This window comes from Actinomycetota bacterium, assembly GCA_040757835.1.
Lineage (GTDB): Bacteria > Actinomycetota > Geothermincolia > Geothermincolales > RBG-13-55-18 > SURF-21.
Map to the genome: position 1 here is coordinate 57,741 of JBFLWJ010000013.1, position 16,871 is coordinate 74,611.

Genomic DNA, 16,871 nt, shown 5'->3' on the forward strand with positions numbered 1-16,871 from the left:
CGCTCCCAATCGCCTCCCGTAACCCCACCTTTTCGAGATCGCGGCGCCCTCGTCCGCACCCGCACCCGCCCAGCCGGCCGGACAGCGCTCACCCCCGGCTGTGAAAGCCGGCCGGACAGGGCGGACCGCTGCCGGATCACTGAGATGTCTGCGGCGCGGTCAAAGCCTGTATCTGCTTGACCAGCTGGCCTACCTGTTCCATCCTGTCCGCGTAGGTCTTCAAGTCCCCGTTGCGCAGGGCGGCCTGCCCCTCGTCGTAGAGCTGGCTGGCCTGCTGCGCGAGTTGCGCGACGTCGGACACCGGTTCTGGCTGCGGTTCCGGTTCCGGTTGCGGTTGCGGCTGCGGGGCGGTGCCGAACATGGCCTCGAGCGCCTCTTTCAGGGTGGGCCTCATCTCGACGCGGTCCCCGTAACCCACGAGCACCCGCTTGAGCTGTGGGATGGCGGGATTGGTGGCCTCGAGGTACAGCGGCTCGACGTAGAGCAGAGAGTCCTCTATGGGGATTACCAGGGTGTTCCCGCGCATGACCCGCGATCCCGCCTGGTTCCACAGGGATATCTGGGCCGATATCGCCGGGTTCTGGTCCACCAGGGACTCGAACTGCTGGGTGCCGAGCACCTGCTTTCCCGGCGGGAAAGTGAAGTTTATCAGTTTGCCGTAGTTGGGGGCGTCGCAGCGCGCCGCTACCCAGTCGACCATGTTGGGCTTCCCGCGCGGGTTGAAGGGGAGCATGAGCACCATCTCCTCCTTCTCCTCCCCGGGCAGCTTGAGGATGAGGTAGTAGGGGGTCACCGGCTGGTTCGAGGTGACGTCATAGGTCTCGGTGGAGACCTCCCATACGTCCTCCTTCTGGTAGAAGGCGTCCGGTTCGTTTATGTGGTAGGTCTTATACAGCTCCATCTGCGCCGCGAAGAGGTCCTCGGGGTAGCGCAGGTGCTTCATGAGGTCCTCGGGCATCTCCTCCATGGGGGTGAAGAGGTCGGGGAAGATCTTGCCGTAGGTGGCCGCGATGGGATCCTCCGGGTCGACCAGGTAATAGGTGAGGGTGCCGTCGTAGGCGTCGATGACCACCTTTACCGAGTTGCGGACGTAGTTAATCCTCTCGCCCTCCACCTCCAGGAACTCGGAGTAGGGGTAGAGGTCGCTGGTGGTGTAGGCGTCCAGCACCCATTTCTGCGTGCCGTCCTCCGTGATGACCAGGTAGGGGTCGCCGTCAAGGACGAGGAAAGGGGCGACCTCCAGCGCACGGTCCTTGATGTTGCGGCGGAACATCAGGCGCGACTCGCTGTTGATGTACCCGCTGAAGAAGAAGGTGATGTCCGCGTTGCGGATGGAGAAGGCGAGACGCTTCAGGAAGTTGGAGACGGGCACTCCCCCCTCTCCCTCGTAATATGGCTCCACCAGCTGGTTGGTGCTCTCGAGGGGGTAGTCTACCTCCTCGGCCCCGGTGCGCACCACCACGTAGTCCTGGGTCATCTCCCCGTAATAGATCTCCGGGCGCTCGATCTCAACTCCCAGGTCCTCCACGGACGCCGGCGGGATATTGCTGATGACCAGGTTCGGGTCGCCCTCCGAGGTCAGCTCGTTGGAGGGGGCCATGACCATGCCGTAGCCGTGGGTGAAGGAGAGGTGCGTGTTCTGCCAGGTCTGGGCGTCCTCGCGCAGCTGATCTATGACCAGCTCGCGCCCTGCCACCATCATCTGGGTATAGGTGTCGTCGAAGACGGTATAGCGGTCCACGTCGACGTCGTTGAAGTCATAGAGCTGTCGCAGCTCCTGTCGCTGTCTGTATACCTGCACGATCTGGCGGGGGTCCCACAGCCGCACGTTGTCGATGGTGGTCGCATTGGCGACGATATCGTCGTAGGTGAGGTTGTTCTCGGCGGGGAATTCCTCCACCTGCATCACCGCCGCATCGCCCTCGTCCTGGATGCGGTAGGCGTCCTGGGTGTACTCGATATTGTACCCGATGTACTCCCTCTCCCGCGTCAGCTCCTTGGGCTTGACCACGTAGTTCTGGATGATCACCGGGTAGATGGTGCCGGCCAGCAGGGCGACGACCACGATGCCGGCGATGCCGGCCGCGGGGAGCTTCCACCCCTTGTAGCGGATATTGAGGATGAACAGCCCCGCGCATACGAAACAGGCTGCGATGAGTATCCAGTAGGCCGGGATCTGGGCATGCACGTCGGTGTAGGTGGCGCCGATGACCGGGCCCCGGTCGGAGTAGAGGAGCCCGAGCATGTCCAGGCGGAACCGCCAGGCCTGCACGAGCAGGACGATGGCCGCCAGCACCGACAGGTGCACCTTGACGTTGGTGGCGAAGCGCTTGCTCTTGTCGGCGCCGAAGTTGATGGCACCGTAGAGGAAGTGCACCCCGGCCGTGAGCAGCAGGACCACAACCAGGCTGGTGAAGAGCCAGTTGCTGAAGTAGCGTACGAACGGGTATTCGAAGAGGTAGTACCCGATATCCTTGCCGAAGATGGGGTCGACCTTGCCGAAGGCGGTATGGTTGAAGAACCTCAGCACGCTCTCCCACTGCGCGGCCGAGGCCCAGCCGACTACGAGCGAGACGAAGACCGAGCCGACCAGCAGGCCGCGGCCCAGCCATTTCCCCGCTTTCTCCCGGAAGTTAGCGAGTGTCTCCTCCACCTGGTTGAGGTCGCCCGACGGCCTCTCGTAGCGCGGCGTGAAGCGGCGCGCCAGCCATATATTGCCGTAGAGGATGACGAAGAAGAGCAGCCCGAAGGCGAAGAAGAGCCATATCTGGGTGACGATCCGCTTCCAGAAGATGGAAGTGTACCCCACCTCGTCGTACCACAACAGGTCGGTGTAGAATGTGGCCAGCCAGGAGGCGCTGAGCACGAGGATGACCAGCACGATTATGATGATGCCCACGATCCATTTGGTGCGGGGCTTGATCTTCCCCCACTTCTCCTTGAACCCCTCCCCCGAACTCTTCCCTTTTTTACGGCGGAAGATGGAGGGCAGCTCGCCCCCTTCTCCTCCGCCCTTGAACAACGAGTCCCACGGGAACTTGTCCTCTGGCACGTTCTCATCCTCCTTGAGCCTCGGCCGGGACGGCGGCTACGGCTGCCGCACTCCCCGTGCGGCCGTCTCTCCACTCGACCCGGTCCTGTGCCTTTTTTCTTCCTACTATCAAATCAGACGCGAGCGCCGCTTGAAAACCCCTATTATTAAGAGAGGTGATCGAGACGCCAGCGGGCCGTGGGCTCAGCCCATCCCCGCCCGTCGCTTGTAGGCCTCCACTATCGCCGGGAGGACCTCCCCCGCCAGTCCCAGGCAGACCAGGTCCGCCTGGCTGTCGCTGTAGGTGGAGATGGTGTTGACGAAGACCAGCCGGCCCTTCCTGCGCTTGGTGTAGTCGGGCAGGGCGGCGGCGGGATAGACCTCCAGCGAGCAGCCGACCACCAGCATGAGGTCGGAAGTGGAGGCCAGTTCCGCGGCGCGCGAGAGCACCTTTGAGTCGAGCGGCTCCCCGAAGAAGACCACGTCGGGCTTGATGGCGGTATGGTCCTCCGGGCAGCAGGCGACCTCGTCACCGCCACAGCTCAACTCCTTCATCTCCTCCAGCGAGAAGACGCACTGGCACTTCGTGCAGTGTCCGGTGCGGTGGGTGCCGTGGAGCTCGAGGACGTCGCTGGAACCGGCCCTCTGGTGGAGGTGGTCGATGTTCTGGGTGATCACCGCCCGCAGTTTGCCCAGGCGCTCCAGCTCGGCCAGGGCCGCGTGGGCGGGATTGGGTGCGGCGTTCTCCAGCAGGGGATTGAGTTCCTTGGCCATCTCCCAGAAGCGCTCCGGGTGGTTGATGAAGGACTCGTAGGTGCCGTAGAGCATGGGGTCGTACTTGGTCCACAGGCCTCCGGGCGAGCGGAAATCCGGTATGCCCGATTCCACGGAGATGCCGGCGCCGGTCAGCGCCACCACCTGGAGCGATTCCAGGATCATCTGCGCGGCACGTTCGATACAGGCCTCATCCACCTCGATCTCTCCCTGCCGAAAAGCCTCAAGCGCGCGGTTTCCGCCTCGCTCGCACCAAGAGATTATAGCATGTCGGGCGGAGCGGCTGATCGGGTCAGGGCAGGGTGCCCCTGGCGTTATGGCCACCGTCCCAGACACCCATGTAGGAGAAGTACATGGAACGTTCCGCCACGATGCCCTGCTCGGACTCCACCCATATGGCCACGTCCTTGTCCGGGCCCACCATCTCGTTGACGCTGATGGAGAAACGCTGGCCCGGGGCCATGAGCACGTCCTGCGTCTGTGAACTCGCGTCCCCGAAGACGTACTTGATATTTACCCTCGTCTCCACTTCTCCGGGGTTGAAGAGGCAGAGCCACTCCGCGAAGCCCGAGCGGGTGGTACCCTCCGCGAAGAACCAGTAAACGGAGGGGTCCGGCGTCCCCAGGGAGAGGTGTCCACCGTCCCACCCGGTGGCGTACTGGAAGTACATGGGGCGCTCGGCGACGATGGGCTGGTCGGAATCGACGCGGACGGCCACGTCCTTTCCCGGGCCCACCACGGAGTTGACCAGGATGGTCTGGCGCCTCTCGGCAGCTATGGTTACCTGCTGCTCTATCTCCTGGCCGCCGACGAGATAGTAGGTGACCTCGACCGTCGCGTCCTCCTCCCCCGGGTTGGCCAGGCAGAGATACTCGTCGAAGCCCGCCTGTGTGGTGCCCTCGGCAAAGTACCAAGTGGTAAGGGGGGCGGGGGCCCCGGGGGTGATGTGGCCGTCGTCCCACTCGCCGCGGTAGGCGAAGTACATGGGGCGCTCGGCCACGATGGGCTGGTCGGAATCGACGCGGACGGCCACGTCCCGCCCCGCCCCCACGGTGTCGTTGACGTTCACCGTGTACCTTTTCCAGGCCGGGACGGTATAGGGGATGGTCTCCGCCTCGCCGTCGGGAAAGATGTAGGTGACCTGCGCCGTGGCGTCCTGCGCGCCGGGATTGGCCAGGCACAGCCATTCGTCGAAGCCGGGCCGGGTGGTGCCTTCCGCGAAATACCAGGTGTTGCTGGCCGCGAGGGCCGGCTCGCCGCAGTGGCCGCCCGTCCACGCGTTGTTGTAACGGAAGTACATGGGTCGCTCGGCGTATAGCCGCTCCGTGCCCGTCACCACCATGGAGACGTCTCGGTCCGAGCCTATCTCAGAGTTGACGTAGATGTTCATGCGGGAATGCGCGGGGATGTTGTAGTAGCGGATGCGGTTGGCCCCGTCGGCCACCAGGTAGGTCACCGTGGCCGTGTACTGCACGTCGTAGGGGTTATAGAGGGTCAGCCATTCCTCGAAGCCAGCGCGGGTGGTGCCCTCGGCGAAATAGCACGGGATGGCCGCCGGCTGCTCGTAGACGGTGAAGTCGTAGGGCTCGCTGGAACCGAGCAGGGTGGTGACGACCACGGGCCCCGAGGTCGCCCCCTCGGGCACGATGACCACGATGTAGGTGTCGGTCCAGATGATGGCCTGGCCCGCATCGACGCCGTTGAAGGTGACGGTGCTGATGAGCGGGAGCTGCAGCAGGCCGAATTCCGAGCCCGAGATGGCCACGGGCATGCCCACCCAGGACGCGGAGGGGAATATGCTGTCTATCACCGGCACCTGCGCTACCTGCTGGGCCTGCGCGAGAGGGGCCATGGTCAGCATCAACGCGGCTATCAGGATGATGGCGGGGATGGCTCTCGTCCAACGCATCTTAACCTCCACACTCGTCCTTCGGTCATCCCGTGTAATATATCACGAAACGCGCCACTCAATCTCGCTTGTTCAGGTAAAGCAAACCCTTCAGCCTGGCGATTCATTTAGCATCGGCCAGTCTCGCGAAAAACGGATGCAAAGGGAAGAAGGGGGGGATTGGAGTTGATCGAGGTCAAAGGAAAGTTCATTACCCTTGCCGGGAGTCTTATGAGCCTTTATCCACAACAGCGGGAACGGGCGGATGCCGTGCTCTTCAGCCGTACCGGAAAGCACTGGAACGATCTCGACCCCGAGGGTTTCTACGATACCGTCATCTACAAGGCCTTCCTGGATGCCTATTGCGAGGGTTCCGTGACCGGTGAAAAGGCACTGGTCACGCTGGGCAGGAACTACTTCCCCACCATCAAGAAACTGGGAGGCCTTCCCGGCGACATCAAGGATGAACTGGAGCTGATGCTCTTTTCGACCCGCTCCTTCGCGGACGATCACCGCGGCCCGGGGATACGGCCCATCAAGGTGATCAAGGCGACGAGTGGGGAGGTCGTCCTCGACATCCCCGATTGCGGCTACGACTGCCGGCTCGGTGAGGGCGTCTATCTGGGCATCCTGAGCATGTACGGGATCGACAAGGGACTGGTCGTGCAGGAGAAATGCATAAAGAGGGGAAACCCCTCCTGCGAATTCCATATCTCCTGGTAAGTCGATACTCCAGACATAAACACGCTAAAAGGGCGGCCCCGCGGGGCCGCCCTTCGATTATGCGGTCTTGTTCAGCCGTTTACTCCGTTGCTCCGGGCGTGGTGAACGATTTCAGCACCCACATCCCTTGCGAGTTGTACCATACCTTGTCGCGCCTCACGGAGTAGTAGCCTGTGGCCTCCTCGTAAGTGGGGCCCAGTATGTTGGGCAGGCTCTTTACGCCGGCCACGACCCCTATGTCCTTGACAAACCAGTAATATTCGATCCTCCTCGCGTTGTTGGTCTGGGGAAGGGTATAGTCATACTTCATGAGCAAGGCGTCGTAGGTCTCCCCGGGCACTGTGATCTTGCCCTCGGCGATGATCTCAATGGATCCGAGAGGCAATAGATCACCACCTGATGAGGAGATCGCTTCCACTGTTCCCGTCCCCCCCACGCTCAGCGGGAATCTGATGTAGTCATATACCTGCATGTCCTTGTCGTACGGGCTCGTGTATTCCACGATTTCTTTCTTGCTGGTCGTCTGGCCGACAGGGAAGTATTCTACTGTGTATCCCCACGTACGCCATTCCTGCGCGGTGGCATCGTTGGTCATGTAGTAGATATAGGTCTCGCTGTGCCCTCCCGAGCCGGTGATCCTCTCCCTGACCGCGTAGGTGGCCTGGGGGAAACGTACGGCGTCCGGGGCCTCGTTGATACCGAGGACGTCTCTCTCTATCCTGAAGGGGGTGGTCATGTTGAAATACCACGGCCCGTTCAGATCGAAATAACAGGCGTTCATGTTGCTGGTCGCCTCGACGCTGCGGTAGAAGGTGCTGGCATAGTTCACAGGCACCCTGGGGTCCGTGGTCGAGTACAGGAACGCCGCATCCTTGTAACCAAGATATGCGGTGTCGTGATAGTCTCCATGTTCATCGTTCAGGTAGTCATTCACGTAATACACGGTCCTCGTGCCAACCTGGGGCTCCCAGTAGTCGATGACCAGGCCGTCCTGCTGGCTGGTCTGGCCCGTCTGCGCCGGCTGCTGGGTGGTCTCGGCCGGCTGCTCGGTCCCCGCCGGCTGCTCCGTGGGTTGCTCCTGCGCCCACACCGTCATGCCCAGGACCAGGAATACGCTTCCCGCCAGGAACAGGGTGCAGAGAACCGCTACCAGGCGCAGCCACCCCTTACCTATCCTTGCTTCATCCACTGATACCGCACCCCCTTCGTATCCCGCCCGGCCCCCTCCGGCCGTGACGGCGGCGTTCACAACTTGCGAATACCTCTCCAGCCATCTCGATGGCCGCTCCGGGACGGTATCTCCGTCCCGCGCGGTCGCTTTGCCGACATGTAATAATATGTTAATCCTCACCTGGGATTATGTCTATCTTCCATGTATTTATTCGGCTTTAAGCGGCCCAAGCTGTAGGATGATCCGGCCGCTCGCGGGAATGGCCATAAGGGATTCCGGGGTCATTGTACGATAATATATATAAGTCATAGCAAGGAGGCCCAATGCAGGGGAGGATCCTCTTTATCGACGACGAGCCCGAGATCCTCAAGGCGGTCAAGTTCTACCTCGAGGACGAGGACTTCGAGGTGCATATAGCCGAGGAGGGAAACCGGGCCATCGAGCTGGCGGAGGCCATCCAGCCCGACCTGATCATCCTCGACGTGATGATGCCGGTGATGGACGGCATCCAGGTCTGCCGCCTGCTGCGCTCCCGCACCCGCACCCGCTTGATCCCCATCATATTCCTCACCGCACGCGAGTCCGTGGAGGACAAGATCAAGGGGCTGGAGGCGGGGGGCGTCGATTACATCACCAAGCCGTTCAACAACCAGGAACTCATGGCCAGAGTCAAGGCCCACATCAGGAGCAGTCAGGAGGAGCTGTCATCCCATCCCGTCACCGGCTTGCCCGGGGCCCCCACCATCGAGAGGGAGGTCAACCGCCGCCTGCAGGAGGGCGAGATCTTCACCGCCGTCTTCGCGGGCATCGAGCATTTCAGGGCATACCGCGAGGCCTATGGGATAAGCCGGGGTGACCGGCTGCTGCTCTTCGTCTCCCGGCTCCTGGAGGAAGCGGTCACCGGTCCTTTGAAGGAGCGCGCTTTTCTGGGACAGCCTTCCTACGAGGAGTTCTTCTTCCTCTGCCCCAACGAGCAGGTGAGATCCCTGTGCGAGCTGGTCATAGAGCGCTTCGAGGAGGAGCGCCTGGAGCACTACCTGGAGCAGCACCGCCAGCTCGGGGAGCTGACCTACTACGACTACCGCGGCGATCTCATCCGCGCTCCCTTCGTGAACCTGGCCCTGGGCGGCGTGTGCAATGCCCGCCGTTTCGTGACGACCTATTCCGGCATCGCGGAATGGGGCGCCCAGGCGCTGTTGAAAGCACGCGCGCAGGGCACGTGCGCCAGCGTTTTCGAGGAGTGATCTTTTCTTGGCCGGTGAACTGATCCTGGTGGTGGACGACGAGCCGAATATCATCGAACTCGCCCGTCTCTACCTGGAGAAAGAGGGTTTCCGGGTGGCGGAAGCCGGCGGGGGCGAGGAGGCGTTGCGCCTCTTCGAGGAGATGAGCCCCGCCCTCATCGTCCTGGACATCATGATCCCCGAACCGGATGGTTGGGAGGTGTGCCGGCGCATCCGCGCGCGCTCGTCGCTGCCCATCATCATGCTTACCGCACGGGAGGACGAGGTGGACAAGGTGGTGGGGCTGGAACTGGGCGCCGACGACTACCTCACCAAGCCCTTCAGCCCGCGCGAGCTCGTGGCCAGGGTAAAGGCGGTACTGCGCCGCTCCCGGCCCCTGTCCGAGTCGCAGGAGGTGCTGCACGCCGTTGACCTTGTCATCGACGCATCTCGGCGCAAGGTCACGCAGGGGGATGACGAGATCGACCTCACCCCGCGGGAGTTCGACCTCCTCTACACCCTGGCCCTCAACCGCGGCATCGTGATGAGCCGCGAGCGGCTCCTCGAGCGCGTGTGGGGATATGACTACTACGGAGACACGCGCACCGTCGATGTGCACATCCGCCACATGCGCGAGAAGCTGGGCGAGGATTCCTCGAACCCCCGCTACGTGGAGACGGTGTGGGGGATAGGGTACAAGTTCCGGGAAGAGAAGAGCTGAGGGCATGGCCGGCGAGAGAAGGGCTTTCTTCCGCTCCCTGCGCGGCAGGTTCCTCTTCTACTTCCTGGTCCTGAGCGTCCTCAGCCTGCTCATCTTCGGGGCCCTCTTCGCGTATTTCGTCTGGCGCGAGAAGAACCGCGAGGAGAACGCGGCCCGCGAGGAGCTGGTCCAGCAGGCCGAGGAGATGGCCGGGGACCTGGAGGTTGCCCTGGCCCTCGGCGAGGAGTTCCCGGACCTGCCCATCGCCAACGCCGAGAGGGTGACCCAGCTGCTGCGCCTTGAGGGGAGGCTCATCGACGCCGCCAGCGTGGTGGTAGACGAAAACGGCAAGGTGGTGGCCCCACAACCCCTGGGGGTGCGCGTGCCCCGCGAGCTGGACCCCTCGCTGCTGGCCGGCCGGGAGACGGTCACGCACCGTACCGAGCTGGGGGTGGTGGGCGAGGTGTTCCTGGTCTGCGTCCCCCTGGACATCCCCAGCCGGCCAGACTATTTCAACCTCGCGGTGGCGAAGGACGCCGACACCCTGGCCGCCACGGCCAGCAGTGGGCTGTTGCGCTACCTGGTCGTCGCCGGTGGAGCGGCGCTGCTGCTCTCCATCGTCCTGGCCCTGTACCTCAGCGGCTACGTGCTCAAGCCCCTGCGCGGCCTAAGCCGGGGCGCCTGGGAACTGGCCCACGGCAACCTGGACAGCCGGGTGGAGGTGACGGGGCGGGACGAGATATCGGAGCTCTCCCGCTACTTCAACTACATGGCGGAGCGCATCCAGGCCTCTTCCCAGCAACAGAAGGATTTCGTGGCCAACGTCTCCCACGAGATCCGCACCCCCCTCACCTCCATCGAGGGTTTCTCCCAGGCCCTCCTGGACGGCATGGTGGAATCGGAGGAGGACGAGCGGCGCTATCTCTCCATCATCAGCGAGGAGACCGCCCGCCTGAAGCGCGTGCTGGAACAGCTCCTGGCCCTCTCGCGCATCGACGCTGGGGCATGGTCGCTGCATCCCGTATCGCTGGACATCCCCGCGTACCTGGATACGGTGCGGGAGAAGTTCCTCCCGCAAGCGGGCGACAGGGGCATCGCCCTGAAGGTGGAGGTGCGGCCGGGTATGGCAGCCATAGAGACCGACCGCGATACCCTGGAGCAGGTGATGCATAACCTTTTGGACAACGCCCTGAAGTTCACCCCCGAGGGCGGAGAGGTGTCCGTATCCGCCGACCCCCTGCCCGCCGGAGGCGTCCGCCTGCAGGTCAGGGACAACGGCCAGGGCATCCCGCCCGAGGAGCTGGAGAACATCTTCGAGCGTTTTTCGCGCGTGGAGCGCTCGCGCTCGCAGCGCTACGGCGGGTCTGGGCTGGGCCTGGCGGTGGCGCGGGAGCTGCTTGACCTCCTGGGGGGGCGGATATCGGTGTGGAGCCAGCCCGGCCGGGGCGCCGCCTTCACCGTGGAGCTCCCGCCCCGCCTGCCTTAGTCGAGCTCGATGGTGTCGATGAGGTACTGCATGTCCGGCGAAGGGGCCCCGTCCGAGATGGCCTTGAGGACGAAGACCATGAAGATCCTGTCACCCTTTCCCATCACCAGGGTCTCGTAAGCCCCGACCCCCTCGGGGTTCTCCTCGACATAGATGCACGCCTGCCCGCAAGCGAGATGCACCGGACGCGCGCCGTCGAGCATGTTCCTCAGCTCGTAGATGTTGACGAGGGCTCCCGGAAAGTACCCGACTTCCTCCAGCGTGCCGATGTATTGACCCATCTCCTCCAGGTCCTGGGTCTCCGGGAAAGGCTCCTCGTCGGGACCCACGTCGAAATGGAAGACGGCGATCATGTCGATGCCGTTGCCGTCGCTGATGAAGAGGTAGTCCAGGGCGTAATCGATCGAACCGTCCTCGTTCATGCTCTTCTCGAGCGACGCCTTCTCGCGGTCGCTGGCTTCGCTCCATCCATCGGGGACCGAGATCTTGATGCCGGGTTTGTCCAGGTAAGTATATAGCCCTACGCCAAGGGCCACGATGATCAGGAGGGCCAGGACCCCGGCTATCTTTCCCCACGGCATATGGAAGTCCGCGGGGAGGTTGGCGCTGGTGGAACCGGCCCGCGGGACATAGGGCATCTCATATCCGTACCCGTGATCCGGTACCTGGCCCGGCAGCGTTGGATGGTCCCGGTACGACGCCAACCCAGGAGAGGAATGACGTTCCACCCCGACCGGGCTCGCTTCCCGGTCTTCCGGCATGGAGCCGTTTCCCGGGAAAAGCGCTTCGCCGCAATCGGGACAGAAATATTCATCAAGGGGGACTTGCCTGTCGCATTGCGGACATCTCTTGACCATTATCTGCCCTGTCCTGTCCCGCTTGCCTTCAAACCGCCCTGTTAGTGGATTATCTTAACACAAATGCGGCCGTCTCATATATGTGACGCCGGTGTTCCCATGGAGGTGAATGATGCATAGTATGAAAAGGGTGTCGCGAGGGACCGTGAAGGATGTGAAGAAGTGCCGGAGCTGCCGGAGGTGGAGATAATCCGCAGGCAACTCGAGAAAGAGATTGCCGGTGCGCGCATCGCATCGTGCGAGGTCGGCCTGCCCCGCCTGGTCACCCACCCCACCCCCATGGGCTATCGCAGGGGTCTGGCGGGCCGGAGCATCCAGGACGTCAGCCGCCGGGGAAAATATCTCATCCTGGAGCTGGACGACGGGCATGAACTGGTGATCCACCTGGGGATGACCGGCTCGCTGGTCATCCCCACGCCCGGGGAGGAGCGCCCGCGCCACACCCATATCGTCTTCCACCTCGCCGACGGCCGGGACCTGCTCTACGTCGATCCGCGCACTTTCGGGGAGACCGCCCTGCTGCGGCGCGGGGACCGTACCCCCCTGCGCGGCCTGCACGCCATGGGGCCGGAGCCCCTGGACGAGTGCTTCACCCGTGAAAGCATGGCCGGTGCCCTGCGGGGGAAGTGCCGGGTGAAATCCGCCTTGCTGGACCAGTCCCGCATCGCCGGCATTGGCAACATCTACGCCGACGAATCGCTGCACCGCGCCGGGGTCAATCCCCTGCGCCGCCTGGACGAACTCTCGCCCGGGGAGATAGAGCGCATCCACGCCGCGGTCCGCGAGGTGCTCGCGGAGGCCATCTCGCGGGGGGGCTCATCGGTGAGCGACTACGTTGACCTGCGGGGTGACCGGGGGAGTTTCCAGGACGACCACCGCGTCTACCGCCGCGAGGGGGAGCGCTGCCCCGCCTGCGGCGCCTCCATCGTGCGCGAGGTCATCGCCGGCCGCAGCTCTTTTTTCTGCCCAAGGTGCCAGAAATAGACAAGGCGGACTTCTATCTCCCAACTCACCCGTGCCAGGCCTGGTGGGGTCAGGTCTTGGGTTTTGGATACCATATTATGGTATCCGCTCCAAACTTGCAGTGTGATGGGGGTGTTTATTACGGTTTTCTTCATACATACCGGGGTATCCAAAATCCAATACCTGACCCCTTAAACGAAAGAGGCCGGGCGCGGGCCCGGCCTCTTTGCGTCTTGTATTACCAGGAACCGTAGCCGATGGAGCACGAGCCCCCGGTCTTGCCGTAGTAGTTGAAGTACATGGCCCTCTCGACCACCACGCCTCCCGAGCAAGCCGCTGCCACATCCGCGGGCTGCGCGGATACGCGGGTGGACACGTCCATGTCCTCAAGGCCCGGCACACCGTCGACCATGATGGTCGCGCGGCTATTGGCCGCTATCGTGTCCTCCATGACGATGGGCTCGCCGCTGGGGGTCATGTAGGTGATGGTCAGGTCCTGGGCGAAGTCGTAGGGGTTGAAGACCAGCACGTAGGTGTCGAAGCTGCCCCCGGTGTAGCCCTCGGCCAGGAACCAGTTGGGGTAGGTGCAGGGCGAGCCTATGGAGGTGGCCCCGTCGTTGGCCGACCCGTAGTTGAAGTAGATGGAGCGCTGGGCCACGACACTGGCCGCCACCCATTCCACGGTGAGGTCGATGTCGCCGATGCCGTCGTAGATCTCGGGCACCTGCGAGGCGGCTTCCTTGTCGTTGACGAAGGCGGTCACCCTGGGGGCCAGGTATGCATGGGCCTCTCCCGCGCTGACCCTGCCGTTGTCGTCGGTATCAGCCTCTTTCTTCGCCAGCGCCTCGACGAAGTAATAGGCCCAGGCGCCGTTGCCGTAGTCGCCGGTGGCGGCGGTGAAATCGCCCTCGGGGAACGCGTAGGAGAGCTCGCCCTTGGAGCACGACGCCATGAGCAGGCGGCCCGAGGCGGCCAGTTCTCCCGCCAGCTCGCCGCTGTTGGCGCAGCTGAAGAGCCCCACGAACTTCTCGCTCTGCAGGGCGGCGAAGTAAGCCTCCAGCTCGGAGCGGGAGACGCTGCCGTCGTAGAGGTCGATGTTGTTCTCCGCGTCCGTGGAGCTGCGTCCTCCGAAGAAGAAGACCACGATGTCGTTGGCGTCTGCGGCACTGGCCAGCCAGGCCATATCCTCCGCTATCTTCGCCAGGTTGACATCGCCCTCGGAGCGGTAGCGCATGCGGTCGTAGCTGAAGCCGCAGTAGTCCACCAGCCGGTGCTTGATGTCGTACATATCGTCCACTGCATAGAGGACATCGTCGCCGCTTGCATAGTCCTCGATGCCGTAGAGCACCGCGTAGCGGTCAACCGGGTCATCCTCCGCCCCGGCCAGCTCCACCTGCTTCACCGCCGTTACCTTGGTGGACACGCCCGCGGCCGTCAAGCCCTCGACCCCGTCCACGCTGATGGTGTCGCGGGAATAGGGGCGCACGCCCGGGTGCGTGACCGATACCGGCGCGAAGCTGCTGTCGTCGGAGTAGAAGGTGTAGGTGACGTCCACCGGGTACCAGTTGGGGTTCATGGCCGTGACATAGGTGTCGAAGTCGCCGCCGGTGTAGCCCTCGGGGAGGAACCATTCCTGGGCGGCGCAGGTGGCCCCGATGGAGCTGGATCCGCCGGCCTTGCCGTAGTAATCGTAGTACATGGCCATCTCCGCCATGACCGGCACGCCGTTCTGCGAGAGCACCAGGGTTGAAATGTCGGTATCGTCGAACTTCACCTCGACGGGCGGTTCCCCGGTGCCGTCACCGGTGGCGGCGCCGACGTCGGCGATGATGTTCTCGCCGCCCTCTACCCACACCAGGTCGTCCAGCTTGACGGTCTTCCTGCTGCCGGCGCGGACGGTGGTCGTGAACGGATAGTACCTGCCATCGTAGGGCTTCATCAGCTTAAGCCAGACGACGGCGTCCGTGTCGTTAGGATTCATGAGCAGTACGTAGGTATCGAATGTGCCGCCGGTGAAGCCTTCCGGCAGGTACCAGCTGCCGCTCAGGCCGGGGGCGCCGATTGTGGAATGGCCGCCGGCGCGGGCCCCCGCACCGGAGTCGTACTTGAAGTACATGGCGCGCTCGGCGATGACCCCTTCACCGGCGCAGGTGACCTCGGTGGCCACCTCCTGCCCCTCCAGGCCGGGTATGCTGTCCAGGGGGATGCTGGTCCTGCTCTCGCCGTTCAGGTTCACGTCCCATTCAAGGGGCGCGCCGTCGGGCGTGAAGAAGCGCAGGTGCGCGGTGGCTTCGGTCAGGTTGGGGTTCTGGATGAGGATGTAGGTATCGAACTCCCCGCCGGTGAAGCCCTCGGCGAAGTACCAGCCGGCCTGTCCGCAGCTCGCTTTCACCTCCCCGGCCGGCGCCACCGCCAGCGTGGTGGCGCAGAACAGGCCGCTCAGGACCATGATCAGCAGGACCTTGAGAACCTTGCTCTTTCCTCTCATTTCGAAGCTCCCTTCTCTCTCGCCGTGAGAGGCCGGTAAGCTGCCCTCTTATCCCGCCTCCAACTCCCTTGTAGTCGGCTTTTGCGTGACCCTATTCCGTCTGCGAACGTATATTCATCATCGACGTGCCGAGTCCGTCGCTTGAGACGGAGCGCGTTCCGTTCCTACACTGGTGAAAACGGCGCGCGAGGGCAGCCATTACACTTGCTGGCGGAAGTATTTTTCAGGACTAGGGGGGGATTATCCGCGACTCACGGAAGGGGCGAGTGCCGGATCACCGGGGAGGGGGACCTCCGGGGGGGGAGTTGGAGGTCCCCCTTCCCTCCCCGGCACCGGCGGCTCATGTTGTGTGCCGAAACTCCTTGCTCCGCGCTCTTGCCGGAGGCCGCGCTCTCAGCGTGACACCGCGCCCTCAGGCGGCGAGTGTAGCGGCAGAGGCGGAGGGAGCGCCCGCCTCCTCGGCGATCTGCCGCAGGGCGTCCACTATCTGCTCCAGGAGCTGGTGCGCCTCCTCCAGCAGCGGCTGCAGTTCCGCGGTCTTCGCGATGGCCTGGTCGAGGCCGGAAAGCGCGCCATCCAGGTCTCCCTGTTCCCAGGCGTCCCGTGAGGCCGCCGCCGCTTCCTTCATAGCCCTGGCGTTCTCCTTGACGGCCGCGACCTTGTCCTTGACCGCCCCCGCGTACTCGTCCTTGAGGGCGGCGATGCGGTCGCGGAGTTCCTGCCTGGCATCACGCGGCATGGAGCGGGCCTTGCGGAACAGCGCCTGGAAGGTCCGCTTGAGCTCCCTTAATTCCTTCTTCATGGGTGCGGCCGTCTCGCGCAGGTCCGCCATGGCCTCCCTGTACTCCCGTACCTTGGCCTGCAGCTCCGGGGGTATGTCCCTCGCGGGGTCCCCACCTTCCCGCTCCTGCTGACCGTCCTGGGCCCACACGGGTCCCGCGGCGAGGAGAACGAAGCTCATTGAAAGCGCGACCGCCACGACGGCGGCCGTCAGCCTGGCGTATTTCTTCTCCATCTCCATCACCTCCTTTATCAAGATGGTCGCACCGCGCGGTTAACCCCGCTTAAAGAAAATGTAAAGAAACGGTTAAGGGTTAATGCGTGGGGTAGTTGAAGTAGAGAGGGCGCTCGGCGATGACCGGCGCGTCCGCGTGCACCGACACCGAGACGTCCCGGCCGGGGCCGAGGATGTGGTTGACGTGCAGGGTGGTGCGGGAATGGGGGGCCAGGTCCACCCCGTAGGGGATGACCTCCCCCTCGCCGGTCATGAAGGTGAGGGCGGCGTGGACCTTCTCCCCTTGCGGGTTCTGTAGGCACAGCCATTCGTCGAAGCCCTCGCGGGTGGTGCCCTCGGCGAAATGCCAGTCGGTGGCGGGAGCGGCGACCCCGGTGACGCAGTGGCCCCCGGACCAGGCACCCGCGTAGAGGAAGTACATGGGACGCTCGGCGATGACCGGCGCGTCCGCGTGCACCGACACCGAGACGTCCCGGCCGGGGCCGAGGATGTGGTTGACGTGCAGGGTGGTGCGGGAATGGGGGGCCAGGTCCACCCCGTAGGGGATGACCT

Annotated in this window: 13 protein-coding genes and 1 pseudogene; 5 read left to right on the forward strand and 9 right to left on the reverse strand. The window is 63.7% G+C overall.

The genetic code is table 11. From position 1 onward, the window contains the following. Positions 1–136: 136 nt before the first annotated feature. The 3 genes from AB1384_11000 to AB1384_11010 form a co-directional block, all read right to left on the reverse strand. Positions 137–3,052: a UPF0182 family protein gene (locus AB1384_11000; protein MEW6554800.1), complete on the reverse strand. Its 2,916-nt coding sequence runs from the start codon at positions 3,050–3,052 to the stop codon at positions 137–139. A 183-nt stretch (positions 3,053–3,235) separates the two neighbouring features. Then, positions 3,236–4,003 (reverse strand): NAD-dependent deacylase, encoded by a 768-nt coding sequence (locus AB1384_11005; GenBank protein MEW6554801.1) that lies wholly within the window; start codon positions 4,001–4,003, stop codon positions 3,236–3,238. A gap of 94 nt (positions 4,004–4,097) precedes the next feature. Further along, entirely contained in the window at positions 4,098–5,714 is a 1,617-nt protein-coding gene (locus AB1384_11010; GenBank protein ID MEW6554802.1) for a DUF5719 family protein, read from the reverse strand. Positions 5,715–5,873: 159 nt separating this feature from the next. On the opposite strand from AB1384_11010, the gene AB1384_11015 reads away from it, so the two are divergent. Continuing rightward, complete coding sequence (locus tag AB1384_11015) at positions 5,874–6,416, forward strand: hypothetical protein (protein MEW6554803.1); 543 nt, start codon at positions 5,874–5,876, stop codon at positions 6,414–6,416. A gap of 79 nt (positions 6,417–6,495) precedes the next feature. Here the strand turns inward: AB1384_11015 and AB1384_11020 are convergent, their stop codons facing one another. After that, a complete protein-coding gene (locus AB1384_11020) occupies positions 6,496–7,605 on the reverse strand; it encodes a hypothetical protein (protein ID MEW6554804.1) in 1,110 nt (369 codons plus the stop codon). Positions 7,606–7,910: 305 nt separating this feature from the next. Here AB1384_11020 and AB1384_11025 point away from each other — a divergent pair, with 305 nt between their 5' ends. From AB1384_11025 to AB1384_11035, 3 genes are read left to right on the forward strand one after another with little or no spacing between them, the layout of a single operon-like run. Then, positions 7,911–8,831 (forward strand): response regulator, encoded by a 921-nt coding sequence (locus tag AB1384_11025; protein ID MEW6554805.1) that lies wholly within the window; start codon positions 7,911–7,913, stop codon positions 8,829–8,831. 7 nt (positions 8,832–8,838) lie between these two features. Beyond that, on the forward strand, positions 8,839–9,531 hold the full coding sequence (locus tag AB1384_11030; GenBank protein MEW6554806.1) for a response regulator transcription factor: 693 nt from the start codon (positions 8,839–8,841) through the stop codon (positions 9,529–9,531). 4 nt (positions 9,532–9,535) lie between these two features. Continuing rightward, on the forward strand, positions 9,536–10,996 hold the full coding sequence (locus AB1384_11035) for a HAMP domain-containing sensor histidine kinase (GenBank protein MEW6554807.1): 1,461 nt from the start codon (positions 9,536–9,538) through the stop codon (positions 10,994–10,996). Here AB1384_11035 and AB1384_11040 read toward each other — a convergent pair. Then, a complete protein-coding gene (locus tag AB1384_11040) occupies positions 10,993–11,634 on the reverse strand; it encodes a hypothetical protein (protein MEW6554808.1) in 642 nt (213 codons plus the stop codon). The genes AB1384_11035 and AB1384_11040 overlap by 4 nt on opposite strands. Positions 11,635–11,787: 153 nt before the next feature. Beyond that, a pseudogene (locus AB1384_11045) lies at positions 11,788–11,853 on the reverse strand (zinc ribbon domain-containing protein). 162 nt (positions 11,854–12,015) lie between these two features. On the opposite strand from AB1384_11045, the gene mutM reads away from it, so the two are divergent. Next, positions 12,016–12,837 (forward strand): bifunctional DNA-formamidopyrimidine glycosylase/DNA-(apurinic or apyrimidinic site) lyase, encoded by an 822-nt coding sequence (gene mutM, locus AB1384_11050; GenBank protein ID MEW6554809.1) that lies wholly within the window; start codon positions 12,016–12,018, stop codon positions 12,835–12,837. Between the two features lie 217 nt (positions 12,838–13,054). Here the strand turns inward: mutM and AB1384_11055 are convergent, their stop codons facing one another. The 3 genes from AB1384_11055 to AB1384_11065 all read right to left on the reverse strand — a co-directional run. Then, the gene (locus AB1384_11055) at positions 13,055–15,304 is read right to left on the reverse strand and encodes a hypothetical protein (GenBank protein ID MEW6554810.1); all 2,250 of its coding nucleotides are present in this window, start codon (positions 15,302–15,304) and stop codon (positions 13,055–13,057) included. A gap of 412 nt (positions 15,305–15,716) precedes the next feature. Next, positions 15,717–16,319 carry a hypothetical protein gene (locus tag AB1384_11060; GenBank protein ID MEW6554811.1) on the reverse strand — a complete coding sequence of 201 codons (603 nt, stop codon included), beginning with the start codon at positions 16,317–16,319 and terminating at the stop codon, positions 15,717–15,719. Positions 16,320–16,398: 79 nt separating this feature from the next. Beyond that, on the reverse strand, positions 16,399–16,871 hold a 473-nt coding region (locus AB1384_11065), incomplete at its 5' end, for a hypothetical protein (GenBank protein ID MEW6554812.1).